The sequence below is a fragment of the Achromobacter sp. SIMBA_011 genome (assembly GCF_046535435.1).
In the GTDB taxonomy this organism is placed as follows: Bacteria; Pseudomonadota; Gammaproteobacteria; order Burkholderiales; family Burkholderiaceae_B; genus Achromobacter; species Achromobacter dolens.
The window spans coordinates 16,213-36,710 of the sequence record NZ_JAWRWN010000013.1 but is presented as its reverse complement, the minus strand read 5'-3'; the positions used below and the strand labels follow the sequence as shown (position 1 = coordinate 36,710).

The following is a 20,498-nucleotide window of genomic DNA, read 5'->3' as shown; positions in this document are numbered from 1 at the left end:
GTTCACCGGAAAAAATCGGGGTTGCCCAGCCTGACCCGCTCGCAGGCCTTCTCGATGGCCTTGACCCGCGCCAGCGGATCGGCCCGCGTGATGGGCGTCCGTGCCGCTTGCTGCAACACGCGCACTGCTTCCGGCGGCAACAGCGTGGAGAGAGGCAACGCCGGGGATTGGGTGAGGGTTTGTGGTGTCTTCATTCGCTGCTCGCGCCAATGGGTGCGGCGATAGCCCGCTGGGCCATGTACAGCACGGTGAGGGAAACGGAATCGTCCTTCCGGGCCCGGGCAACGATGCGACGGGCCCAGGAGCGGTGATCCGCGACGGCCGGCGGCAAACCGCCGCCGGTGCGCTCCTTGATCTCGCGCAGGAATGCCAGGGATTCCTCGCGGGTGGAAACAGTGCCGCCAGGCGCGGCCAGGCGCTGGCGCGGGTGGGGAACAGGTTCCCACTTGCCCTGGGCCATCACGTCGCGCAGGGCATACTCCCAGCGGCCGCGAATGGCCTGCCAGCCCATGTTGAGCAGGTCGTACGCGCCAACGCGCCGGGCAGCCCAGAACACGCCAGGGTGCGACCATTGCCCGATGACGCCGCGCGAGCGGGCGGACATGCCTGCCACGGCTTCGTGGTAGGCCGTCTCGGGGTTCAAGGTCGGACGGCACAGACCCAGGAACTCGGGCAGCGTGGGCGGGAAGGTTCGCCCTCGGCAGGACGCCAGGCCGCGCTGGATTTCCTCGGCGGTGTAGTCGGCGATTTCCTGCGCCCAGGCCTCGGCAAGGCGGGCAGGCTCGATACCCTCCCACTGCTGGGCGAACTTCGCGCCGTACAAGGCCTGCATGCGTTCGATCACGCGAGCGGCCCAGGCCACGGGAACCGGAGGCGGCGCTTCAGTCGCGTGTACCAGTTGCATCGATAACTCCCATGTCGATCTCGTGCCGCGGCTGTGCGCCAGCGTTGGCAATGACGTTTTGCAATTTGGCGTTCCAGGCGGCGCGCCGTTCGTTGGCGCTGGGAGGGCGTTGCGGAGGGGCGCCCTTCTCCGGGATTTGCTGCGCGGCTTGGCGCTGAGCCGTCAGCACCTTGGCAAGGTAGGCCCAGGGGATGGCTTCTGGCGGGGGCTTGGACTGGCGCGCCACGGCGAGGCCCGCCAGGGCTTCGTCGGCCGTCAGGCCCTTGTCCACCCAGGCGCGGAAGTCGAGCTGGCTGGGGAAAACCTGAACGCCGGCAGCGCGCAGCGCCTTGGCGACGGTCCCGTGGGGGGTTGGGTTGGGCAGGTAGTCGTCTCCGCTCGCGCGCGCGCTCCCCACACTTTCATTTATATATTCCTCTCCCTGTCCCTTGGATGCTGTTTCCCGAGGGACGCCACCATCTTGTCCCTGGGGACACTCGTTTTTTGTCCCTCGGGACAATTGCTTCATGTCCTTGGGGACTGGATCGGCATATTCGGGGGACAAGAACTCTTGCAGCGCCGGAAATTGAATGCCTGTCCCGTGCCGCTGGTTGTGCTTCTTGATGCGCGCGCACTCCGTCTTGTAGCGCTGCGCATTCTTCGCGGCCCACGCGTCGCGCGCCTTTTCAGCAACCACGGGGTGGTACAGACGGCCGTCGTCGCATTTGATCCAGCCGTACAACGCACCCTGTCGGTACTTTTTCCATTCCTTCACGACGAAACCAAAGCCGGCCAGTTTCGCCAACTCCGTGTCATCGTCAGGCAATGACGCGGCAGGCACCTGGTGCCATGACGCGCACCAGAGGATCACGGCGAAAAACGCGCGGTCGGGCTTCACCGCAGTAGTGAGCTTGCTGTCACGCAGTTGCTGGACGTACAGCGGCATGAACGGGAAGTCCCGCAGATCGCAATCGGGTGGTGTCAGGGGTGCCGTCATGCCACCCTCCCATACGCGAAGGGCTTGCGCACCTGCGCTTCCAGTTTTGGGATCTTCCGCAACCACTGAAGCAAAGGCTCCACAGGCACTCTTGTTCGGGATAGGGGCTGTTGACTCACCCCAGAACATTACCCGAGGGTAATTATTTTTGCAAGAAAAATTACCCGCAGGTTGTTTACCTGCGGGTAGCTCTCAGGCAACACTTCACACCATGAAAATTGACGATATCCACGCAGTCCGCCTGCAGCGCTTTCGGACCCTGATGGAAGACCGGTTCGGCGGCAAACAAGCCGCGATCGCTACTGCGGTAGGCAAGCCAGCCAACTATGTCTCCCGCATCATCAGCGGGAATAAAAAGCTGGGCGAAGAAATCGTCCGAGAATTCGAGACATCCCTGGACCTTCCCGCGTATTGGTTTGACGGGCTCGCCGATACTACCGCGTGGCCCTTCCCTAGCGTCAGCCGAGCGGCGTATGAGTCGCTTACTCCCGAACAACGCCGTGGCATCGAACAATGGGTTGCCAGGCAAGTGGAAGCATTCGGCGACACGCACGCACCTGGCGTGGAAAACACCAAGAAGAGCGCCTAGGCGTCGCCCCCCGACAGCATCAACGACTTCAGTCTGCGTAGATCGGTTCCCCTGCAAGGGTAGGCTCGCGCTGCTGCGCAGCCGCGTCCTGAATTGCGTACCGCAATTGAACGATCTCTCTGCGCGTCAAAAAATCCGGCATCCCAATCGTAGCCAACAGCGCCAACGGGCCGAGCACCACTCCCCATAAGAACCAGCATGCTCCGCACGCCCCTTTGGCATTGGCGATGTGATGCGCCATGAATTAATCGTAATAGATTGATTCTTAAATCTGGTCCTATCGCCTAGCGCGGGGAAGAGGCCTACTTTCGCCGCCCACCAAGGTGACCTACAGGTATTTCTATAAAATCTACCTAAAGGTAATTTTTAGCAGGCCACCATGGTGGTTACCCAATCCGTCAGCGCAGGGCTGACGCCCAACAGCCTGATCTCGCCCGACGAGATCACTGAAGACGGCGAACTGCTGCCCATCATGGATCTGGCGGACGGCAAATTCAGCGAATTGATCAATGCCGTCACCGCTTACGCCAAGGCCGGCAAGGCGGCGGGCCACCTCGCCCATCCGACCGCCGGCTGATGGCCAAGTTCGTCGCGCTGACCGGCCGGCGCCGCGCAGAGTTCCTGAATCTGCGCAGGACTGACCTCGGCCAGGACGGTATTGTGGTGGGGTTCGCCAAGGCCAAGGCGGGCGACGCCCTCCGCCGCGGGCTGATCGAATGGACGCCGGCGCTGCGCCACCTGTTCGCCGAGCTTGCGAACCTGGACCGGAAAGCGCGGGACGGCAAGTCGGCCATCCCGGAATCGATGTTCGTGTTCACCAACCGGGAGGGGCAGCCGTACACCGAGCAGGGCTTTAAGGCGCTCTGGTCGAAGATCATGGCCGACAGGATCAAGGCGCCGGGGCGCGAGCGGTTCGCCTTTCACGACCTGCGCGCCTACTCTGCGCGCCTACTCTGCGCGCCTGCTCTGCGCGCCTACTATGTGACCGTCCTGGTGGGCCGGGATGAGAACCCGGAAACCCACGCCAACCCCGCCACCACCAGGCGGGTGTGCGACCGCTGGTGCGTCGTCAAGATCAAGGGCAGCGCCTGACGCATGCCACCATGGTCGGATCTTGCCACCATCGGAAAATGAAAAAAGGCACTCCGCTTTTCGCGCAAGTGCCTGATTTCATTTGAATTCTTTGGGGTGGCTGATGGGACTCGAACCCACGACAACCGGAATCACAATCCCCAAACCCGTCAATAGCTGAATAGAGAAAGCGCAGTCATATCAACGACTTGCAGCGATAGCCGCTCTTTCAACGGCTGCGCTTTCCCATCTTTTTTGACCTTTTTTTGCCTATTTGGGTCAAAGTTTGGTCAAGGCGATATACTGGATAAACGTACAGTAAATTCCGCCATGCCTTTCCGCACTCCCCTCACCACCGAGCAGCTGCGCGCCATGCGCGAGCGCCAGCCCAACAACCCCGATGTGATCGCCCTGCTCTGGGAGGTCAAGCGCCTGCGCTCGGTGCTGCTGCGCCTGCACCAAGTGTCCGGCGACCTGAAGCGGCCACCGAGCCTGATGGGCGAGATCTACGACGACCTGATGGCCGGCCTGGCCGACGAGCCCTGTGTGATCGAGCGCGACCAGGACGTGGCCGCGCTGCTGGGAGATCCCCGCAAGCTGCGCAAGGGCATGGGGCCGCGGTAGGTCGACCATGGACGACAACGGAATTCTGGAACAGGTGCCAGGCTCTTACGTGGCCCGGGCCGCCCTCACCCTGCCGCCAGCGGCCGCCGCCGAGGACCGCGACTACCCGGTCGAGATCGACGCCGGCCACGCCGGACTGGTGCGCATCACATTCCGGCGTCAGAAGGCCCGGCGCGCCAAGCATATGCATTGGTTCTGGCTGGCCCAGCGGGCGGACGCGGTCTAGGGCTTAGGCCAGGCCTCGACCACCGCCCGATGCCGCGCCGCACACTGGCCATACTGCACCGCCAGCGCCATGTAGCTGCGCGCGAAGTCATCCCAGCTATCACTGGTCACCTCGGGCACCGGCGGGCACGGCTGGGCCAGGTTGGCCGGCAGAATTGGCCAGGCGGCCGGCTTCGTTGATGTGCTGCAGCCGGCCAGCGTCAATACGACAGCCAGCAGGCAAAGGGCTTTGGACTTCGACACGGGTGTACCTCTCGATGACCTTGGGCTCGGCGGCGCGCAGCTCGGCCACGCTCGCCTCGAAGGTGGTGGCTATGCCGGCCAGACGGCCGGTCTGGGTCTTGAACTCGTTCAGCTCGGCCAGGGCGTGGTCAGCGTTGGCCTTCGCGATGCCGTCGTGGTAGCGGCTGGCCCCGTACAGCACCACGCCGGCGCCCAGCACCATCACCACCGCCGCGCCGCCGATCCAGGGCAGCGCCATGCGCAGGAAGGGGTTCATGGCCGCACCTGCGCGACGGCCTGGCGGTAGAGATCCGGCCAGGTCTGCGGGTGCGGCTTGCCCGGCCGCCACGTGCGCAGATACAGCGCCCAGCCGGCATCCGCATCGCCGACGGCCGGCAGCGCCTTGGGATCGGTCCACAGCAGCAGCCGCGCCACGCCGGCGGCCAGCACGTCGTCGTACTCCAGCGCCGCGTAGATCGCGTCCGGGTCGCAGTACACGCTGCGGGCCTTGCACAGTGCCGCCAGGCGGTCCTTGCTGGCCAGGTGCAGGTACACGCCCCAAACGCCGCCGCGGCTGGCGCGCGTTCCCTTCTCGAATTGCCAGAATCCGCGGGCGGGTCCGCCGATCTGGCGTCGGTGCACGAACCGGCTTTCCTGCAGGCCGATCGCCAGCAGCATGACGCGCGCGGCCGGCGTGTCCATGCCGGCCGGCAGCAGCGCCAGCGCCGGAGTGATAGCGGTATCGTTGATCGTCTTGAGGTCCATGAATGGCTCCAATGGAGATGAGCCATTCTGTGGCGCACGGGCTGCGCTGATGGATTTTCGTCAAGCCAGCAAACTGGCGGTAGAATCTGCGCAAAGAATGATCAAGGAACCGGTATGTTCAAGACGATAGTAATGGCCACCGCCCTGGTGCTGGGTGCGGCGGGATGCGCACAGACCCAACCCACGTCTGCCACCCCGTTAGCTACTCTGCCTGACAACCGCGAGGCGCGATTTAACCAAATTCGTGATGAACTGAAGGCCGATCGTGATGCCGGAAAAATTTCGGATGTGCAGTATTCCGAACGGCTGGTAGCGCTTTCCGAGTCTATCTACCCCGACGATTTGCGCTTCCAAAGCTTCCTGAAATACAGGCTATTCCTAGCGCATGAAGTCGCTGCGGGGCGTATGACGCAGCCCGAATTTGATTATCGCCTTGCCGAAAAGGCCGCCGAGCACGAAAACGCACTCAAAGCAGAGCGAGCGCAGGCCTCCCAACCTTCGTCGGTGCAAACGGCCGCGCCTGACATGAGTCCGTACCTCTTGCTCCAGGGCGTCGGGAACGCTTTCAACCGAGCGTACAGCCCCGCCGGCCAACGTCAGTGCTCAACCACCTCGGTCGGCGGGGTGTACACGACCAGCTGCTATTGACCGGAATCCCCTTTCGGGAATAGCGCCTGCAACCCGCCTGCAATTGCTTGCGGATTGGCCGTAGTCGAGCGCGAAAGAAACTCCGGCAACGCCCGGCTGACCAGCGGCCGGGCAACCAGGTTGGCTGCAACCGGGGCGCCCAGAATCGCCGCCAGCACGTCATACCTACCCGTGCCCAACGCAGTGAGTCCAGAGCCCAGTAGCCCGAATCGAGCCATCGCCGGCGCCGTGCCGCTGGGGTTCGCCAGGTAGCGAGACCCGTCGCGAATGTTCGACGACACCTTGGCCAAGTTCATCAATTCGTCCGTCAGCCCGGCTTCACCCAGGCGTCCGAACAGCGTGCTGCGCGCCTGGGGCGAAAGCTTGTTCCAGTTCGTCAGGAAGGTGTTGGTGCTGAAAGCGTCGCCCGCGTCGTTCTGATTCCCAGCCGTGGCGCGGCCCATGCGCTTCACCACCGCGGCGGCCAGATCACGACGGTTTGTCTTCGGCAACGCACTCACCACCCGCTGCAGGATCGTGTCACCGTCGACGGTGCCCATCATCGCCGCATTGAAGATTTTCTCAGGCGTGTCCTTGCCAGCGACAGCGGCCAGGTCGTCCAACCTGCCCAACTGGTCTCGGCTGAACTTGTTGGCCCACTTCCAAGCGCCGTAGGCGTCCGGGCCGGCCTTCTGCGCAGCGTCGCCCAAGTCGTCCGTCAGCGCAGAGTACAACGCTTTCCACTTGTCGCGCGGAACGTCGCTCACGAACGTAGCGTTGTCGATCTCGTTGCCGACCAGCGTGCGCAACTTCTTGATCGACTCGTACGGCAGCGTCGCCGTCTTGCGCGCCGCCTGCGCGCCATATGCCGTGGTGTTGGTGTTCAGGTCGGATGCCAGTGCGCGCTCCACGCCCTGGATCTTGCCATTCTTGAACATCGCGCTCAGGGCAGGCGCGCCGTCAATGTCGGCGTTCAGCGCCGCCAACGCGTCCTTTGTACGCGACACGGCGATAGGGGTCGACGGTGGTAGATAGTCGTCCAGCCGGTTGTACAGCTGCCCTTGCAGGTTCTTCACCCCAGCCTTGAAGCCTTCCAATCCGCTGCTGATCGATTCACCGGCTTCCACGGCCCCCGCCCGCGGGGCCAGGCGCCCAACGATCTTGTCCACTGTTCCGGCGAGCTCGTCTGCTTGAGACGTCGCCTTTTTTGCGAGAACGCCCGCCGCACCCGGTGTTTGCGACAGTCCGGTTTCGAGGCCCTGCCACACCCTGCGCTGGGTCGCCTGCCCCACAGTGGGCGTGGTGCCGGCAGCCTTGAATGCCTCCAGATTATTCGCGACGGTCTGCCGGCCCGCCTCGCCGCCGCGCATCGCGCCGCGTACCAGGCCGGCGCCACCCGCGGCCGCCAGCGCCGGCCCCATACCTCCCGCCAGGCCGGCGACCAGTTGACCGATCGGGCCCGCGCCGCCCTCGCGCGCCAAGCCCGCCGAACCGCCGCCGGTGGCGCCGCTCGCCACCTGGACGCCGGGCGAGCTCGCCAGCACTCCGGCGATGCGCTGGCCCAGGCTGTTCACCATCGGGTTGACCAGCGTCTGTGCGGCCTTCGCCACGCCGCCGGCGCCGGCCATGGCGCCTGCGGCATCTTGCGCCACGCGTTCGGTGGCGTTTTCCGGCTCGGGCAGGCCGATGGCGGACAGAGTGGCGTTCACGTCCGCCAGAGGGATCTCGGTGCCGAAAAGCGCGTTGATGCCCTTTATGGCCGAATTCGTGCCCAGCGTAGACAGCCCGGTCAGGCCGGTCACGCCAGCGCGCGCGGTCAGGCCCACCTGGCGGCCCAGCCGCGAGAGCATGCCGCGCTCTTCCGGGGGAGGCGGCGCAGCCTGTGCAGTCGGGTCCTCTTGAGCCATGCCCACGGTCATGACGCCGTCCGGCGCGATCTCCGTGCTGGTCTTTGGAGTTTGCGCTGGCGGGGCCACCGCCGGCGCATCATCCCAGACCACTTTGGCCGGATCGATGTCATCGTCCCACTTCACCTTAGCGGGGTCGATCTTGACCGGCGCCTGCGCGGCCTGGGCCGACGGGAAGATGGCGGCAGCGGCCTTGTCCAGCGCGTTGGCCATGAAGCCAGCCGACCGCTTGGGCTGCGCATAGGGACTGGACGGCAGGCTGGCCCACGTGGCGCCGGATTTCTTGATGGCCGTGTCGTAATCGCCAGCCAGCACCGCCGGCAGCGCGCCATTCCGGCGCAGCAGTTCGACGGCGCCGATATCCTGGCTCTCCGGGCCGAAGTCCGGAAGGTTCAGTGATTTGGCCAGATCGTCCCAGGTGCTCTGCAGGAACTGGTAGCGACCCGCCGCGCTTGTCTTGTTCGGCGCGCCATCCGTCTGCGTGAAGTCGTGCAACTGTCGTGGGTGATCGGCAAGCGATTCCAGCTTGCCTCCGCCGAATGCGGTGTTGTAGCCGTGCGTGTCGGTGCCCTCGGCGCTGCCGATGGCGTCGAGAAAGCGCCGCACGCGCTGGTCTTTCGTGTAGGCGGTCAGTTCGTCAATCGTCGCCATGCCCTACTCCACGTATTCGATGCTGCCATCGCTGTACTGAACAACGGGCCGGCCGTCGATCTTGCCGCGCCGCGCCACCGTGCGTTGCCTCGGCGCGGCGCCGCCAGCGGCCGGCGTCCCGCCTTGCCCCACTGCGGCCGGCAGCTTCAGGTACTGGCTGTAATCCATCGGCTCGTGACCGAAGTTCGCACGCATGCTGTCGTTGGCCAGGCCGCGCAACTCGGCGGCGCGCTGGTTGATGGCGAGGATTTCGCCGAGGCGCTGCTCGACCAGCTTGGGGTCGTTGACGTTTGCCAGAAGTTCGTTCCACGCGCGCTGTGCATCGCCTTCGGTCTGCACGCCCTTGTTGAGGCGCAGCGAATCGTTGCGCAACTTCTCCAGCGTGGACATGAAGCTGGCATAGGCGCGACTGTTTTCGCTGCTGATGCCGGCCCAGTTCCTGCCCTCGCTGATCTTGTTGGCCATCGGCCCAAGATCGAGCTTGCCTTCGCGGACTTGCTGCTGGATGGCCCCCAGGTCGGCGTTGATACTTCCCACCAACCCCATGGCCTCGAGCGCTTCCTGCTGCATTTTCAGCGCGGCGGACGGCAGCGGTTTGCGCGACGGGTCGTTCGCCGGCGGCAGGGGGCCACCACCAGGGACTTGCGCGGGCTGGAAGGTGCCAGACCCCGCATCAGCGAACCCACCGCGCGCACTGTCCCATTTCCGGCCGGCGTCGCGCGCCTGCGCAGCTTTCAGCGCCGCGTCGGCCGCGGCCTTCTGACCGTAGATAGCGGCGATACCGGGGCTCGCCATGATGCCCTCACCAGTCGCCTTGTTCAGCGCGTAGCCCGTGTCGCCCATGGCGGCGAAGGGTTCGTCCGCCTTGCCGAAAAGCACTGCGGTTCCCTGGTTGATTTTTTCCCGGTCGGTGCCGGGGTTGCCGATGTTCTGCAACACCTGCTGCTGCCAGCCGAGCTTTTGCAGGTCCAGCGCTCCGCTGGGGGCCTTGTTGACGTCATAGTCGGCCTTGAAAAACGTGCCCAGCCCTTTCTGGATCGCGTCCAGTTCGGCCAGGTAGGTCGGATCCTGACGCAGCTTGGCCAGGCGAGCGCCCTCCATCGCGTCCTGCCCCGCTTTCGCTGCCTGGGCGGACATGAGACCGGATTGCAGTTGTGCCTGTTCGCGCACGTTGCCGCCCAGAGCCAAAGCCTTGATGGCGCTGCTCAGGCCGGGCAATGCCGTCTGGGCGAAATTTCCGTCGATTTGTGCCATCGCTTACCTCACCGGCAACCAGTTACCCGACATACCATTCGTGTTGCCGGTCCATGCGCTACCGCCCGCCGCGCCGCCACCAGCGCCAGCCGCCGCTGCAGCCGTCCCGCCCGCCTGCAGTAGCCCCCCGGCGAGCATCATGCCGCCGTTGGGGTTGCCTGCGCGCGTGATGCCCACCTGCGCAGCGTTGCCGCTGCCTTGCGAAAAGCTCTTCAACCGATCGATAAGCTGTCCGGTCTCGGCCATACCCAACGCCTCGTTCTGACGCAGGCGGCCGGCGCCGGTGATCTTTCCCATGATGCTGGCCAGCGCGTTGGCGCTGCGCAGCTGTTCGGCCTGCGACTTGGCGCGGCCAGCCGTGTAATCGGCGGACACGTTGCCCTGCACCGCCGACTGGTCTTGCATGGCTGGCGCGGCCTGTTCCACCGGCTGGATCATCTGCTGGGTCGCTTCCTGCTCCAGCTGCTTCTGCTTGTCCTCGCGTACTTCCGGGGCGAACTCCTTGGCGCGATCCAGGGCGGCCTGCTCAGCTTCACGTTGGAAGCCTTGCTGGCGCATCAGATTCTCCTGGATCAGACGCTGCTGGCTGCGTCGGGCATCTGACGCCGCCTGCTGTTGCAGGGCCGCGCCGGCGATCGCCGCGATCAGGGCTGCAATTCCGAACATGGCTGCTCCTTACGTGCCCTGATAGCTGTTGCGGGGGTTGCCGTTCGTACCGGGCTGCCACTGCTGGTATGGCGCGGCGCCGGCCCGCGCGCCCTGCTGCTGCTGGCCGTACAAGTAGGCCTGCGCCAGATCGCCGAACAGGTTGCCGACCGTGGCGCCGCTGCGCGCGGAAGCGGCGTTCGCCGAGTTCGCATCGAGCTGCGACAGGGCCATCTGGGCGGCCTGGCCGGTGTCGATACCCGACTGCGCCATCGAAATCAGGTTCTGCCGGCTGCGCTCGTCGGCCGTCTGCAAGTCTGCCGCCGCTTGGTCGCCGATGCCCGCGGCCTTGATCAGGCCTTCGTTCGTGCGGCGCGTCAGCTCAGCGTTGCTGTCGATGTCGGCCGAGCCGCCCGACAGGCCAGCGCGGGCCAGGCCGAAGCGGTTTTGCCGCTCGGCGTCCAGGAACTGGCGGTCGACGTCGCGGCGGTTCAGGTCAGTGACGGCTGCCCGTTGCTGGTCGTAGAGTGCAGACCGACCGGCGCCCGGGACGTCCCGCGTGCCTGTGAAAAGCTGTCCACCACTCAGCATCCGGTCGACTGCATCCTGGTCGACGACCTGGCGTTTCTGCCATTGCCAGTCCGGCGACGCACTGTCGGACGTGGCCAAGCCGGTGGAAACGGCCTCCCGGACGGTCTTGGTCGGCGCCTTGTAGACCGACCCGTCCGCCAGGTAGTAGGTCCTGGACGGGTCGAAACCGGACGCTACGCCCGTGCCCTGCGTCTGCCCACCGTTGAAAATGCGGTTGATCGCCTCGACCGCCGACTGCACGCGCGCCTGGCGCTGGTCTTCCATTTTTTGGGCGCCACCGTCGCCACCGCCGCCACCTGACATGTCAATCTCCTAAATTCGCGCGCACGACGTTGTACGCCTTGCCAAACCCGTAACGCTGCAACATCCGGCTCATCCCCTCACCACACCGCGCCTCGACGATGTCGGCACCAGCGAGCCGGCAAAATTCCTTGAACTTGCCGAACAGATCGGCCGCAATCTCGTCGAGCCGTTCGCCAGCCAGCGCGATGATGTTGACGGCGAGGGCGCCCGGGTAGTTGATGAATTCGAAGGCCATCGCCCCAACCAGCGCCCCACCGTCGTCCTCGATGCGGCCGATATGCGCGGCACCGCGGCGCGCCAAGTCCAGCAGCTGAGCGGGACGGTAGTCCGGCACTTCCGGCAGCCGTTCGAAGATCGGCAGCAACTGGGGAAATTCTGCCTCCAGCGCCGCATCGCCTTGGATAAACGTCAACTTCATACGGCCCCCAGCGATTCGAAATAGAGGGTCACCGCGTCCAGTCGGAACGGCTTGCTGGACAGGTTGCGGAAGATCAGAGAAAACTCGGTGCCGCTGCACTCGACCGGGATGACGCCGTCGGGTCGCGTGTTGCCGCGCACGCGCACCGGCGGGGTATAGGCGTCAGGGTTGCGCACGTCGAACGCCACCGAGAAGGTGCATTCCCCCTCCATCACGATGTCCGCACCCAGGATGCGCTTCATCTGACCCGGCGCCTTGAGGTCCATATACGGCAGCTGCAGCAGCACCTCGAACGGCGTGCCCGCGTCGTCGTGAGCATCCGCAGTGAATCGATAGATGTCATCGCCGTTGCGGAAATACAACTCGCCATTGAGTTCGGCGAACGCGTCGACGCGGAAAGGGATGTAGTAGCGCGACCAGGCCGCGATCTTGGCTGTGCGCGACACCGAGTAGACATACAGAATGCTGCCGATCACGCAGATGTACTGGCCGGTGCCGTAGTGAAAAAAGGCCTTGGGCACGGCATTCGACTGGCGGATGTCGGGCACAACCAGGGAATCGATGGGGCTGCCGACGTCGACGTCGGCCAAGTTGTTGGTGTACTGCAACGTCGTGATCGACCGGAAGCCGAAGTCGGCCAGGAAATACAGGTCGCCGGAGACGTTGCGCACGGTCCGCGCGTAGCTGGTGCCGACGTTCTCCACGCGGTCCACCAGCTTCATCGTCGCCGGATCGACGTTCTGCACCTCCCAGATCTGCGCGCCGTCGCGCGCGAACACGGCCAGGTTCGCCTGGTACAGGCCCAGCGCATTGGCGTTTCGGTCGCCGCTAAATTGCAGGCCGGTGGGCAGAAAGCCGGCATCATTGGAGGCCGTCCAGTCCCGGGGCTTGTTCGCCGCGCAGTATCGAACCGTGGAGCCGTCGGCGCCGGCGGCGAAGATCCGCGATGCCGTCTTGATCACCGGTTTGCTGTGCGGGCAGTTCGCATCGGTAACTGCGGTGGTCGCCGTGCCGTCCAGGTAGTGGTGCTTGACCGAGCCGTCCTGATACTCCACCGAGGCGTAGATGAACGCGTTGAACACGTCAGCGAACCAGACATCCTTCAGCGGCCGCTCACCGCCGGGGTGTGCGACCTTGTTGGCCTTGAAGCGAGTGTCCGCATGCGTCACCGTGCCCTGGCCGTAGAAGGTGTTGAGCTTGCCGAGCGCCGCGAACAGCCCGACCGTTCCGGGCTCCAGTGTCGTGACCCTGACCAGGCCGGGCCGCTTCTGGGTGGCAAGACCCGTGGTCACATAGGCGTTCTTCATCTCCAGCAGGCGGTTAGCGTCCGAGACGCTGGCGCCCTTGCGCCGGTCGATGCCGAGGTCGAACTTGTCGAAGGTAATCGAGCGCGCGGCCATCTATCGCCCCAGGATGAAGCCGCCGTCGGCCGTGCGCACGACCTGCGGCGCGCACTCCTCCGGCGTGCCAGCGACATAGCGCCGGTTCTCATGCTGGTCCGACTTGAACTTCGCCAGCATCTGGTTGAAGGTCTGCCCGGCCACCTGCGCGTCGGGGTGCCGGTAGTGCGCCTTGGCGTTCGACAGCGCATACAGGAATACCAGGCGTCCCGGCACACTCGGGCGGTCCGCGTCCTGCTCGAACCGGCCCATGGACTGCGTGTATTCGACGATGACGTCGTACTGCCCGCCGGGGATGGGCCACAATTCCATCTGTCCGTTCAGGGTGTCATATCGCTCCGGCACATCCCGCATGTCCGTGAGCTCGCGCTGACGTTCAGTGATGCCCTGGATAAGCTGCTCGCGCCAAGAATCCCCCCGCACCACCCAGACCGACAACACGCGCGACGGGTCGATGTCTTCGTCTTCGTCGTCGTTGTGCCAGTCGTAGCGCCACGACCCGGCCGAGGTCTTGATCACGCACTTCTTGCGCATGACCGATACATCGACCTGGGACAGGATGAATTCGTGCGCCTCCAGTAGGAAATCGTTCAGGACATCCCGGTTGTTGTCTGCGGCCGGCCCCTGTACGGCAAAGCCCAGACGGGCGCGCAGGCGGCGGCGGAGTTCGCCCAGCGTGCGGTAGCGGTCGGAGATCGTGGTCATGACGTGCTCAAGGTGAGGACGACCTGGCTGCCAACCTGCGACAGCGTGGCCGTGAGAGTTGTCTTGCCGGTCAGCGTGACGGTCTTGGCGGTCGTGTCTACGGACGCCAGCTTGCCGGCGGCGGAGCCAGCCGGGTCGAACAGGGTGCCGATGTCGGCGCCGCTGGCCAGCTTGACGCCTGTGTTGGTCGCGCCCGTGCCATTGGTGACCACGGTGGCCAGCTGCAGCGACTGCAAGGTCGGTGTGTTCTGCCCATCGTCAAGACGCAGACGGGAGTTGTCCGGGATCAGACGAAACTGGTAGCCGGTGAAAACCACCTGCGGCGCGGCAATGCTCAGCGCGCCGGAAAACGACTGCGCCGACAGCGCGCCCTGCAGCGACTGGTCGGTCGTGACGTCGTTGCGGATGACCTTGGAGTAGTCGACCACTCCGGCATTGCCCTGAATCCCTTGAAGGCCTTGGATGCCCTGAATCCCCTGGATGCCACGCAGGCCTTGCAGCCCCCGGATGCCCTGTACACCCTGGATACCCTGGATGCCCTGCTCGCCCTTGCCGAACACGAAGCCGGCGGACCAGTCGCCAGGCGTCGCCGAGAGCTTGAACGACAACAGCCCGGTGTCTATGGCCAGGAACGAGAAGCCCTTGCCCTGCGCGTCGTAGAGCCCGCGGTTGGCAGCGATGTCCCGCGCGTCAGCGTTGAACGAGGCGCCGACCGGGCCTTGCGTGCCCTGCACGCCTTGCACCCCTTGGATACCCTGGACGCCTTGATCCCCCTGGGGCCCAGGCCGCGACAGGTTCGCCTGCGCATCGGGCGTCAGCTGCTCGACGCCCACCGTTGCGGCCTTCAGCGTGCCGTCATCGGCCTGCAATAGCGCCTGGTTGGCGCGCAACGCGTTGACGCTGACGGAAACGTCGTCGAATTCCCGGTTGAGCGCCCCGTGGTCCGTGCGGTCAGGGTTGTTGTCCAGGAAATTTTTGTGCCGGGTGTATTCCGGAGCTTGGCTCATGATTGCAGCCTCACGATGCGGGCAACGTTGCCGCGCGCGCGGTACACCAGAACCGCCAGCACGACGGCTACGCCGGCCTGCCAAAGAGTCACGGGCACCTGGTTAAACAGCACATCCAGGGCCTGGCCGCCAGTGCACATGATGAGCAGGTAGGCCAACACTGCCGCCCAGATGCGATACCGCGCGCCGTGGCGCTGGTAACCGAACAGACGAGCGGCGGTGGCCAGGTTAGCGAGGACCACGATGGCTGCGACGATCTGATCAGTCACGGTCATGGAATGGAAGACGATGAGCATGTCAGCCCCCTCCCCGGTTCCGGTTGAAAAATGCGTTGACATCGAAGGACCGGATCTTCTCTATGCCGATCTGCACCAACGCGACGATGGACGCAGATGCCAAAAAGGCCGCCGCACCGGTTTGCTGGATGGGGGTCAGGTTCACCACGTCCGGGGCCGCGAGGTATCCAGCGACGAACGAAACCAGGGCGTAGCAGAACTTCGCGGTGATCTTGGTTTCCTTGCTGCTCAGCGTCATGACGACCGCGCCCGCGAACGCGCCAATCAGCGCGTTGCCGTCCACCCCCGGTAGCGCGGTTGCCAGTCCGGTCGTAAGAAAGACGGTCGACACCGCCGCTGTCGTGCTTGTTGGTTCACCCATCATTCGTTCCAGTTGATTTCGGCAAGCCGCTGAGCGGCGTCGGGGCCATCAAGCACCGCAGATATCTCATCGCGCAGACGTTGTCGTGTGCCGACGAGTTGCTTGCTTAGTGCTGTGAACTGTTGAACCTGCTGATACGTCCTCTCCCTCATGTCAGCAGGCTCGATGCCCCGAACCTGCGCTAAACCATCAAGATAAGGGGTCGGAGTGCTGCTGTCCGCTGCCCACGCCACAGCCTCTTGGTGCTGGATCATCCAGGTAAGCCGCTCACCCTCGGGGTAATCAGCCATCAGCGCGCTTGCGCGTGCCGCGAAGACTGAATCCACTTCAGCGATCTTGGCGGCTACCAACTGGAGGAACGTCGGAGCGGGCCCGTCAGGGGGAACGAGTCGGCCGTCGACGAAAAGCCAGCCGATCTCACCTTCATCCGACACCAACAACTGGCGGCCGGGGCCAACCGGGAAGTCCGGCGAGGACACAACGATCGTGTTCTCAACGACAGGCGGATTTCGGCCCGTGTCCAAAATGTGCGCGCGCATAATTACCACTCCACGATGACAATTCCGGCCGCCCCGGCGCCACCTGCACGGCCGTTCCCTCCAGCCGAGCTGCCGCCGGAACCCCCGCCGCCCGCTCCGTAAGACGTGGCTGGCGCTGCACCGCCGCCCGCGTCTGCATCACCTCCAATTCCCCCGGGACCAAAAATCGAAGAAGCACCAGCGCCGCCGATTCCGGGCCTGAACGTCGAAGACGCACCCCCGTGTTGTCCGGAACCGGCACCGGAGCCAATGGCAGCGGCGCCGACTTGGGATACGGCGTCCCCTCCGCGAAGCCCGCCCGTTGATGTGAGGCCCGCGAACGAACTATTGCCGCCACCGCTAGATGAGCCCCCTCCCGCCCCTACAACCACGCTCATGGCCACGCCCGGCGTCGCCGTCACTACTCGATCAATCAAGGGCGTGGAGCATGCACCGCCTGCGCCCGATCCGCCGGAGACGCCCGCGGCTACGGCCGAACTGGTTCCACCACCGCCACCGCCGCCCAAGATCGTTACCCGCAGCGTCTTGGTATACGCGTCGGGTGTAAAGGTCCCGGACGCGGTGATGGTCTGGCGGTTGTTGAACAGCGGGATCCTGTAGTACTTGTTGTCCACGGCGTCCCACCGGCAGGGACCGATCGTATTGATCCAGATGTCCCCCGAGTTCGTCGTCGGCTGGTTGCCCGGGTTGTAACGAGGAAGGCCCGCGCCCGCCATTGCCTGTGCGGCATAGTATTTGGCTGAAAAATCGCTGCCAGACACTGGCGAGCCCATCTTCGAAGCCCAATCCTGCGCCAATGAAGCGCTGGACGCTGCCGCAGTCGAACTGGTGCCAGCCGCGGATGCGGCAGCTTGTGCGTCGTCCCTGGCAGTCACCGCTGTAGACGCGGCCGCCGTCGCCGTGGCGGCACTGCCGGACGCTGCCGACGCAGATGACGCTGCGCCGGCCGCAGCCGTGGTAGCGGTCGCAGCCGATCCTGAGGCGCTGCTCGCGCTCGCACTGGCGGCGGTAGCAGCACTCTGCGCGGAAGTTGCGGAGCTAGCCGCAGCAGTCTGGCTTGCGGACGCCGCAGCCGAGCTTGCCTGGGCGCCGGTAGCCGCAACCTGAGCCGAATCACGTGCTGCCGCAGCCGTGGCCGCGTCCGTGTTTGCGGCCGCCGCAGCATTAGTTGCTTCTACCGCGGCCTGCTGGGCCTCCAGCACGCTGTCGTTGATGTTTCCTGAGAACTCGGCATACAGCTCGTCCTTGAGGGACTGAGCCAGCGAATCCTTCGTCACGATGCCGTCGCGCAGCCCACCGTCGTCCCGCTGGATCTTCGCCAGATTGGCACGAATTCCGTTGACCGACGACGAAACCGCGTCCAGCTCCGTGTTGATGGCCTGGTTGTCGGTCTGGTCCGGGTAGTCCGCGCCGAAGTCCTTGACACGGTTGTAGGCGGGGGGCTGCGCCATGGCTGCTTACTCCTGCGGCTCGCCGGTCCCGGCCGCGTCGGCAGCCTTCTTGGCATCGCCCGCCGTCGAAGTACGACCGCGTCCACGGCCACGCCCGCGGGGCTCGCCGGTCCCGGCCGCGTCGGCGACCTTGGCGACGGCTTCGTCGAGGCGACCGGCGGCGGCGTCGAGGTTGCCCGCGGCGCGCTTGCCGTAGACCTGCTCGACGAGCAGACCTTCTTCGTTACCGCCGTACTTGGACGCCAGGCGGTTGAACTCGTCTTCCGACGCCGGCACCTCGCCGGCGACGTCGATGGGTTCCAGCGCTTTCAGGTCCAGGACTTGGCCGTCCACGGACTGCACGTTTTCCTCGCCGTGGATGGTCTGCAGGATGGCCACTTCGTGCGGGCGCACGGTGACCGGGGTGATGGTGTTCGCGTCGCGGCGGATCCGCGCATGGATGACATAAGGCATGGTTTCCTCTCTGGAAAGAGCCGCCCGGCAGCCGAAGCCGCCGGGCCGCCCGATTAGGCGATGGCCAGGACCGAATGCGCGTTCGAGCGCTTCAGGACCAGCGCCAGGCGCAGGTTGATCATCTGGAACAGCGACAGCACGTTGTGCGGCCGCACCGGGGTGACGATGTCCATGTCGTCGTCGCGCAGGTCGATGAACTTCGTGTTCAGGAAGTAGCAGCGCTTTTCCCACGGGATCGTGGGCGAATCGAGCGCATCCAGCGTTTCGAAGTTCGGGTCCCAGACGATCGGCACGCCTTTGAAGAACAGGCCGGTTTCGGTGCCGGTGCCGGTGGCGGCATCGATGCGCTTGGCCGTGCCGGATTCGGCGTTCTGGGTGATGGTGATCGTCTTGCGGTAGGCGTCAATGAACGCGGACCCGGCCAGGATGAAGTCGGGCGAGCCACCGTTTCGGATGCACTTGCGCCATTGCAGTTCCATGGCGTCGGTCAGGGCGCCCGCGGTGCCCGTCGCGATTGCCGTGGAGGCGTTGTTGCGCCAGTACGTGGCCGTGGCGCGGTCCAGACCGCCAACCACGCCGGTCGCCGGCGCCGTGGTGATCAGGCCGTCCAGGCCGGTGACGGCGTCGGTGGACGACGTGCCATCGCGGTGCAGTTCCAGGTCCAGTTTCTCGAAGAAGCCCAGGCGGAACGATTCCATCTGCTCGTCGAGCAGGTTGACCAGCTGCACCTTCTCGCTCTGCTCGAGCTTGTAGGCGCCGCGCTCACCCTCGCGCACCTTGATGCCGTTGCCGAAGAGCGTGTCGTAGGAGATGCGGAAGGCATCCACGGCACGGCGCCACGGGAAGGCGGCCTGGTCGGTCGTCTGGCGGGTGTTGAAGTTGACGGGGGTTTCACCGTAGGCCCACGCGAAGTTGCTGTCGTAGGACTTGCGGACGTTGACCACCACGTTCTGCTTGGCGCCCAGGAACAGCTTGCGCTTGCTCATGAGCTTTTTCAGCAGGGGATGCTCCACGCCGATCTGATCGACCGGGGTGTTGCGCATGTAGTCGTCCAGGGAAACCTTCCCCAGATAGGCGAGATCACCAGGAGAAATGGGCATTTGTCGCTCCAAGAATGAAAGTTGCAAAAAGCCAACTTCCACACCGGCCCAGAACGCCAAACTGGATGTGCTTGCCCCTTCTGCCGTGCGCGACTCCGGCTTTCTCCGTCTTCAGGAGGGACATGCGGCGCTACCGGACGCGACCCCGGCGATACAGCGACAAATTCGGTATGAGGGTGTTCGGAAAAGACGGGCCCGACTGGGCTGGCCGCGCTCTCAGCTATCGCGATTTCCAGCCGGGCCGTCTACCCCGTGCCACCCATGGCAATGCCAGTATGAGGGCGCGGGGCAAACGTCAAGCATTTTTGTCGATCACAGCCCCAGCTCGTCGATGCGCGACATGATGCGCTGGTCGGACGGCTGGTCCGCGCTTGGCGCCGGCCGGCCGAGTGCGCCGGTTCGGCCGCTGATAGGCGCTGGGGTCGGCCGGCGCGCCGCGGGTGCGACTTGGACGTTGTCGTAGAGCATACGGATTGCATTCGGCCACTGGCGCGGCTGATAGGTGCTCGCGAATTCCATCAGCTTGCGCGGATCTGCGAAGTACGTCTCCAAGGCCTTCATGCGCGCCGGGTGGTCGATCTCGTGGGCTCGGGTTTGGACATAGCTTTCCAGCGACTGTTGTGCCCGGGCCACATCCTGCTTGAATTGCGCCGTCTCCATCTCCACCTGCTGGACCTGCTGATGCCGCGCCTGCGCCGCCTGCTGGTCGCGGCGCATCTTCGCCACTTCCAGCGCGGTCTCGCGCGGCATCTGCATGTCCTGCACCATCTGGGCCAAGTCGGGAAAGTCCGACAGCGCGTCAACGCCCGGCGCGTCCTGGCCCAGCCGCCGATACAGCTCGGCCCGCGTCTGCTCCAGCATCTGGGCGGCCTGCTGCAGGTCGCGCGGATCGTTGGAGTTGGTCAGGCGCGAGAATTCGATGTGCTGGCTGAACGTCTCGGCCGTCATGCCGGCGGCCTGGACCAGCTCGCGCACCGCTGCGACCTCGCCCTGCGCGGTCTTGCGCTCTTCGATGATCTGGGCGACACGAGCGCGGCCGCGTTCGGACTTGATGCCCGCCAGCAGTTCGCTGTCTTCCTGTTCGGGCGATTTCGGCGCCGCCGGCGCGGCGGCGGGGTTGGCGCCCTGGGCCGGCGGTTGCCCGTGCTGCGGCGCGGCCGAGGTGTCCTGAGCAGGGTCGGCGGCCTTGAATCGTCCCTGGTCGTCGCGGGCGCGGCCAGCGGGCTCGCCGCTGGCATCTTCCTTGGCACCGCCTTCAGTGATCGAATCCAGGAACGCCGCGGCCTGCGAGCCGGCCGACGCCGGCGGCGCATCGCCAGCCGCATCGGGTTCATTCAGCACAGGCGCGCCGCCGTCCTGGCCTTGGCCAGCGCCGTCATCCAGCGGCAGATTGTCGAGATCGTCTTCCATGTGA

General features: G+C 65.2%; 27 protein-coding genes. 6 read left to right on the top strand and 21 right to left on the bottom strand.

Going from position 1 to position 20,498, the window contains the following annotated elements:
• Positions 1-2 precede the first annotated feature (2 nt).
• The 3 genes from SB816_RS28520 to SB816_RS28510 are packed head-to-tail and all read right to left on the bottom strand — an operon-like array spanning position 3 to position 1,880.
• Complete coding sequence (locus tag SB816_RS28520) at positions 3-194, bottom strand: hypothetical protein (protein WP_116791981.1); 192 nt, start codon at positions 192-194, stop codon at positions 3-5.
• A complete protein-coding gene (locus SB816_RS28515; protein WP_410547896.1) occupies positions 191-904 on the bottom strand; it encodes a hypothetical protein in 714 nt (237 codons plus the stop codon). The genes SB816_RS28520 and SB816_RS28515 overlap by 4 nt, the downstream gene beginning before the upstream one ends.
• Positions 882-1,880, bottom strand: coding sequence for a DUF1376 domain-containing protein (locus tag SB816_RS28510; RefSeq protein WP_254607663.1), 999 nt, complete (start codon positions 1,878-1,880; stop codon positions 882-884). Before SB816_RS28510 ends, SB816_RS28515 begins: the two co-directional genes overlap by 23 nt.
• Before the next feature lie 211 nt (positions 1,881-2,091).
• On the opposite strand from SB816_RS28510, the gene SB816_RS28505 reads away from it, so the two are divergent.
• A complete protein-coding gene (locus SB816_RS28505) occupies positions 2,092-2,469 on the top strand; it encodes a helix-turn-helix transcriptional regulator (RefSeq protein ID WP_175166580.1) in 378 nt (125 codons plus the stop codon).
• Between the two features lie 28 nt (positions 2,470-2,497).
• Here the strand turns inward: SB816_RS28505 and SB816_RS28500 are convergent, their stop codons facing one another.
• Complete coding sequence (locus SB816_RS28500; protein ID WP_410547895.1) at positions 2,498-2,710, bottom strand: hypothetical protein; 213 nt, start codon at positions 2,708-2,710, stop codon at positions 2,498-2,500.
• Positions 2,711-2,848: 138 nt separating this feature from the next.
• On the opposite strand from SB816_RS28500, the gene SB816_RS28495 reads away from it, so the two are divergent.
• From SB816_RS28495 to SB816_RS28480, 4 genes are all read left to right on the top strand, one after another.
• Positions 2,849-3,046 carry a hypothetical protein gene (locus SB816_RS28495; RefSeq protein ID WP_175190255.1) on the top strand — a complete coding sequence of 66 codons (198 nt, stop codon included), beginning with the start codon at positions 2,849-2,851 and terminating at the stop codon, positions 3,044-3,046.
• Complete coding sequence (locus SB816_RS28490) at positions 3,046-3,561, top strand: hypothetical protein (protein WP_410547894.1); 516 nt, start codon at positions 3,046-3,048, stop codon at positions 3,559-3,561. The genes SB816_RS28495 and SB816_RS28490 overlap by 1 nt, the downstream gene beginning before the upstream one ends.
• Positions 3,562-3,870: 309 nt before the next feature.
• On the top strand, positions 3,871-4,164 hold the full coding sequence (locus SB816_RS28485; RefSeq protein ID WP_410547893.1) for a hypothetical protein: 294 nt from the start codon (positions 3,871-3,873) through the stop codon (positions 4,162-4,164).
• A 7-nt stretch (positions 4,165-4,171) separates the two neighbouring features.
• A complete protein-coding gene (locus SB816_RS28480) occupies positions 4,172-4,390 on the top strand; it encodes a hypothetical protein (protein ID WP_410547892.1) in 219 nt (72 codons plus the stop codon).
• Positions 4,391-4,489: 99 nt separating this feature from the next.
• Here the strand turns inward: SB816_RS28480 and SB816_RS28475 are convergent, their stop codons facing one another.
• Both SB816_RS28475 and SB816_RS28470 read right to left on the bottom strand, forming a co-directional pair.
• Positions 4,490-4,888, bottom strand: coding sequence for a hypothetical protein (locus SB816_RS28475; protein ID WP_410547891.1), 399 nt, complete (start codon positions 4,886-4,888; stop codon positions 4,490-4,492).
• Positions 4,885-5,376: a hypothetical protein gene (locus SB816_RS28470; RefSeq protein WP_410547890.1), complete on the bottom strand. Its 492-nt coding sequence runs from the start codon at positions 5,374-5,376 to the stop codon at positions 4,885-4,887. Before SB816_RS28470 ends, SB816_RS28475 begins: the two co-directional genes overlap by 4 nt.
• Before the next feature lie 114 nt (positions 5,377-5,490).
• Between SB816_RS28470 and SB816_RS28465 the strand changes: the two genes are divergently transcribed.
• Positions 5,491-6,024, top strand: coding sequence for a hypothetical protein (locus SB816_RS28465; RefSeq protein ID WP_410547889.1), 534 nt, complete (start codon positions 5,491-5,493; stop codon positions 6,022-6,024).
• Here SB816_RS28465 and SB816_RS28460 read toward each other — a convergent pair.
• The 15 genes from SB816_RS28460 to SB816_RS28390 form a co-directional block, all read right to left on the bottom strand.
• Positions 6,018-8,561, bottom strand: coding sequence for a glycoside hydrolase family 104 protein (locus SB816_RS28460; RefSeq protein WP_410547888.1), 2,544 nt, complete (start codon positions 8,559-8,561; stop codon positions 6,018-6,020). The genes SB816_RS28465 and SB816_RS28460 overlap by 7 nt on opposite strands.
• Positions 8,562-8,564: 3 nt before the next feature.
• Positions 8,565-9,815, bottom strand: a complete 1,251-nt coding sequence (locus SB816_RS28455; RefSeq protein ID WP_410547887.1) for a hypothetical protein — start codon at positions 9,813-9,815, stop codon at positions 8,565-8,567.
• Positions 9,816-9,818: 3 nt separating this feature from the next.
• Positions 9,819-10,481: a hypothetical protein gene (locus SB816_RS28450; RefSeq protein ID WP_410547886.1), complete on the bottom strand. Its 663-nt coding sequence runs from the start codon at positions 10,479-10,481 to the stop codon at positions 9,819-9,821.
• A 9-nt stretch (positions 10,482-10,490) separates the two neighbouring features.
• Entirely contained in the window at positions 10,491-11,354 is an 864-nt protein-coding gene (locus tag SB816_RS28445; RefSeq protein WP_410547885.1) for a hypothetical protein, read from the bottom strand.
• Position 11,355: 1 nt separating this feature from the next.
• Positions 11,356-11,772, bottom strand: a complete 417-nt coding sequence (locus SB816_RS28440; RefSeq protein WP_410547884.1) for a hypothetical protein — start codon at positions 11,770-11,772, stop codon at positions 11,356-11,358.
• Entirely contained in the window at positions 11,769-13,172 is a 1,404-nt protein-coding gene (locus SB816_RS28435; protein ID WP_410547883.1) for a hypothetical protein, read from the bottom strand. The genes SB816_RS28440 and SB816_RS28435 overlap by 4 nt, the downstream gene beginning before the upstream one ends.
• Positions 13,173-13,877: a hypothetical protein gene (locus tag SB816_RS28430; RefSeq protein WP_410547882.1), complete on the bottom strand. Its 705-nt coding sequence runs from the start codon at positions 13,875-13,877 to the stop codon at positions 13,173-13,175.
• Positions 13,874-14,884 (bottom strand): hypothetical protein, encoded by a 1,011-nt coding sequence (locus SB816_RS28425; RefSeq protein ID WP_410547881.1) that lies wholly within the window; start codon positions 14,882-14,884, stop codon positions 13,874-13,876. Before SB816_RS28425 ends, SB816_RS28430 begins: the two co-directional genes overlap by 4 nt.
• On the bottom strand, positions 14,881-15,180 hold the full coding sequence (locus SB816_RS28420; RefSeq protein ID WP_372415854.1) for a phage holin family protein: 300 nt from the start codon (positions 15,178-15,180) through the stop codon (positions 14,881-14,883). The genes SB816_RS28425 and SB816_RS28420 overlap by 4 nt, the downstream gene beginning before the upstream one ends.
• 1 nt (position 15,181) lies before the next feature.
• Entirely contained in the window at positions 15,182-15,541 is a 360-nt protein-coding gene (locus tag SB816_RS28415; protein WP_372415853.1) for a putative holin, read from the bottom strand.
• The gene (locus tag SB816_RS28410) at positions 15,541-16,080 is read right to left on the bottom strand and encodes a hypothetical protein (RefSeq protein ID WP_372415851.1); all 540 of its coding nucleotides are present in this window, start codon (positions 16,078-16,080) and stop codon (positions 15,541-15,543) included. The genes SB816_RS28415 and SB816_RS28410 overlap by 1 nt, the downstream gene beginning before the upstream one ends.
• Before the next feature lie 2 nt (positions 16,081-16,082).
• Entirely contained in the window at positions 16,083-17,531 is a 1,449-nt protein-coding gene (locus SB816_RS28405) for a hypothetical protein (protein ID WP_410547880.1), read from the bottom strand.
• Between the two features lie 6 nt (positions 17,532-17,537).
• Positions 17,538-17,984, bottom strand: coding sequence for a hypothetical protein (locus SB816_RS28400; protein WP_410547879.1), 447 nt, complete (start codon positions 17,982-17,984; stop codon positions 17,538-17,540).
• 53 nt (positions 17,985-18,037) lie between these two features.
• The gene (locus tag SB816_RS28395; RefSeq protein ID WP_175224377.1) at positions 18,038-19,084 is read right to left on the bottom strand and encodes a phage major capsid protein; all 1,047 of its coding nucleotides are present in this window, start codon (positions 19,082-19,084) and stop codon (positions 18,038-18,040) included.
• A 312-nt stretch (positions 19,085-19,396) separates the two neighbouring features.
• A complete protein-coding gene (locus tag SB816_RS28390; RefSeq protein ID WP_410547878.1) occupies positions 19,397-20,494 on the bottom strand; it encodes a hypothetical protein in 1,098 nt (365 codons plus the stop codon).
• Positions 20,495-20,498 lie beyond the last annotated feature (4 nt).

Coding starts and splice junctions, on each gene's coding strand:
- SB816_RS28425 (WP_410547881.1), bottom strand. CDS start 14,884: ATGAGCCAAGCTCCGGAATACACCCGGCACAAAAATTTCCTGGACAAC.
- SB816_RS28500 (WP_410547895.1), bottom strand. CDS start 2,710: ATGGCGCATCACATCGCCAATGCCAAAGGGGCGTGCGGAGCATGCTGG.
- SB816_RS28395 (WP_175224377.1), bottom strand. CDS start 19,084: ATGCCCATTTCTCCTGGTGATCTCGCCTATCTGGGGAAGGTTTCCCTG.
- SB816_RS28440 (WP_410547884.1), bottom strand. CDS start 11,772: ATGAAGTTGACGTTTATCCAAGGCGATGCGGCGCTGGAGGCAGAATTT.
- SB816_RS28455 (WP_410547887.1), bottom strand. CDS start 9,815: ATGGCACAAATCGACGGAAATTTCGCCCAGACGGCATTGCCCGGCCTG.
- SB816_RS28510 (WP_254607663.1), bottom strand. CDS start 1,880: ATGACGGCACCCCTGACACCACCCGATTGCGATCTGCGGGACTTCCCG.
- SB816_RS28410 (WP_372415851.1), bottom strand. CDS start 16,080: ATGCGCGCGCACATTTTGGACACGGGCCGAAATCCGCCTGTCGTTGAG.
- SB816_RS28445 (WP_410547885.1), bottom strand. CDS start 11,354: ATGTCAGGTGGCGGCGGTGGCGACGGTGGCGCCCAAAAAATGGAAGAC.
- SB816_RS28470 (WP_410547890.1), bottom strand. CDS start 5,376: ATGGACCTCAAGACGATCAACGATACCGCTATCACTCCGGCGCTGGCG.
- SB816_RS28450 (WP_410547886.1), bottom strand. CDS start 10,481: ATGTTCGGAATTGCAGCCCTGATCGCGGCGATCGCCGGCGCGGCCCTG.
- SB816_RS28495 (WP_175190255.1), top strand. CDS start 2,849: ATGGTGGTTACCCAATCCGTCAGCGCAGGGCTGACGCCCAACAGCCTG.
- SB816_RS28475 (WP_410547891.1), bottom strand. CDS start 4,888: ATGAACCCCTTCCTGCGCATGGCGCTGCCCTGGATCGGCGGCGCGGCG.
- SB816_RS28520 (WP_116791981.1), bottom strand. CDS start 194: ATGAAGACACCACAAACCCTCACCCAATCCCCGGCGTTGCCTCTCTCC.
- SB816_RS28490 (WP_410547894.1), top strand. CDS start 3,046: ATGGCCAAGTTCGTCGCGCTGACCGGCCGGCGCCGCGCAGAGTTCCTG.
- SB816_RS28460 (WP_410547888.1), bottom strand. CDS start 8,561: ATGGCGACGATTGACGAACTGACCGCCTACACGAAAGACCAGCGCGTG.
- SB816_RS28435 (WP_410547883.1), bottom strand. CDS start 13,172: ATGGCCGCGCGCTCGATTACCTTCGACAAGTTCGACCTCGGCATCGAC.
- SB816_RS28515 (WP_410547896.1), bottom strand. CDS start 904: ATGCAACTGGTACACGCGACTGAAGCGCCGCCTCCGGTTCCCGTGGCC.
- SB816_RS28430 (WP_410547882.1), bottom strand. CDS start 13,877: ATGACCACGATCTCCGACCGCTACCGCACGCTGGGCGAACTCCGCCGC.
- SB816_RS28400 (WP_410547879.1), bottom strand. CDS start 17,984: ATGCCTTATGTCATCCATGCGCGGATCCGCCGCGACGCGAACACCATC.
- SB816_RS28390 (WP_410547878.1), bottom strand. CDS start 20,494: ATGGAAGACGATCTCGACAATCTGCCGCTGGATGACGGCGCTGGCCAA.
- SB816_RS28480 (WP_410547892.1), top strand. CDS start 4,172: ATGGACGACAACGGAATTCTGGAACAGGTGCCAGGCTCTTACGTGGCC.
- SB816_RS28485 (WP_410547893.1), top strand. CDS start 3,871: ATGCCTTTCCGCACTCCCCTCACCACCGAGCAGCTGCGCGCCATGCGC.
- SB816_RS28420 (WP_372415854.1), bottom strand. CDS start 15,180: ATGCTCATCGTCTTCCATTCCATGACCGTGACTGATCAGATCGTCGCA.
- SB816_RS28405 (WP_410547880.1), bottom strand. CDS start 17,531: ATGGCGCAGCCCCCCGCCTACAACCGTGTCAAGGACTTCGGCGCGGAC.
- SB816_RS28415 (WP_372415853.1), bottom strand. CDS start 15,541: ATGGGTGAACCAACAAGCACGACAGCGGCGGTGTCGACCGTCTTTCTT.
- SB816_RS28505 (WP_175166580.1), top strand. CDS start 2,092: ATGAAAATTGACGATATCCACGCAGTCCGCCTGCAGCGCTTTCGGACC.
- SB816_RS28465 (WP_410547889.1), top strand. CDS start 5,491: ATGTTCAAGACGATAGTAATGGCCACCGCCCTGGTGCTGGGTGCGGCG.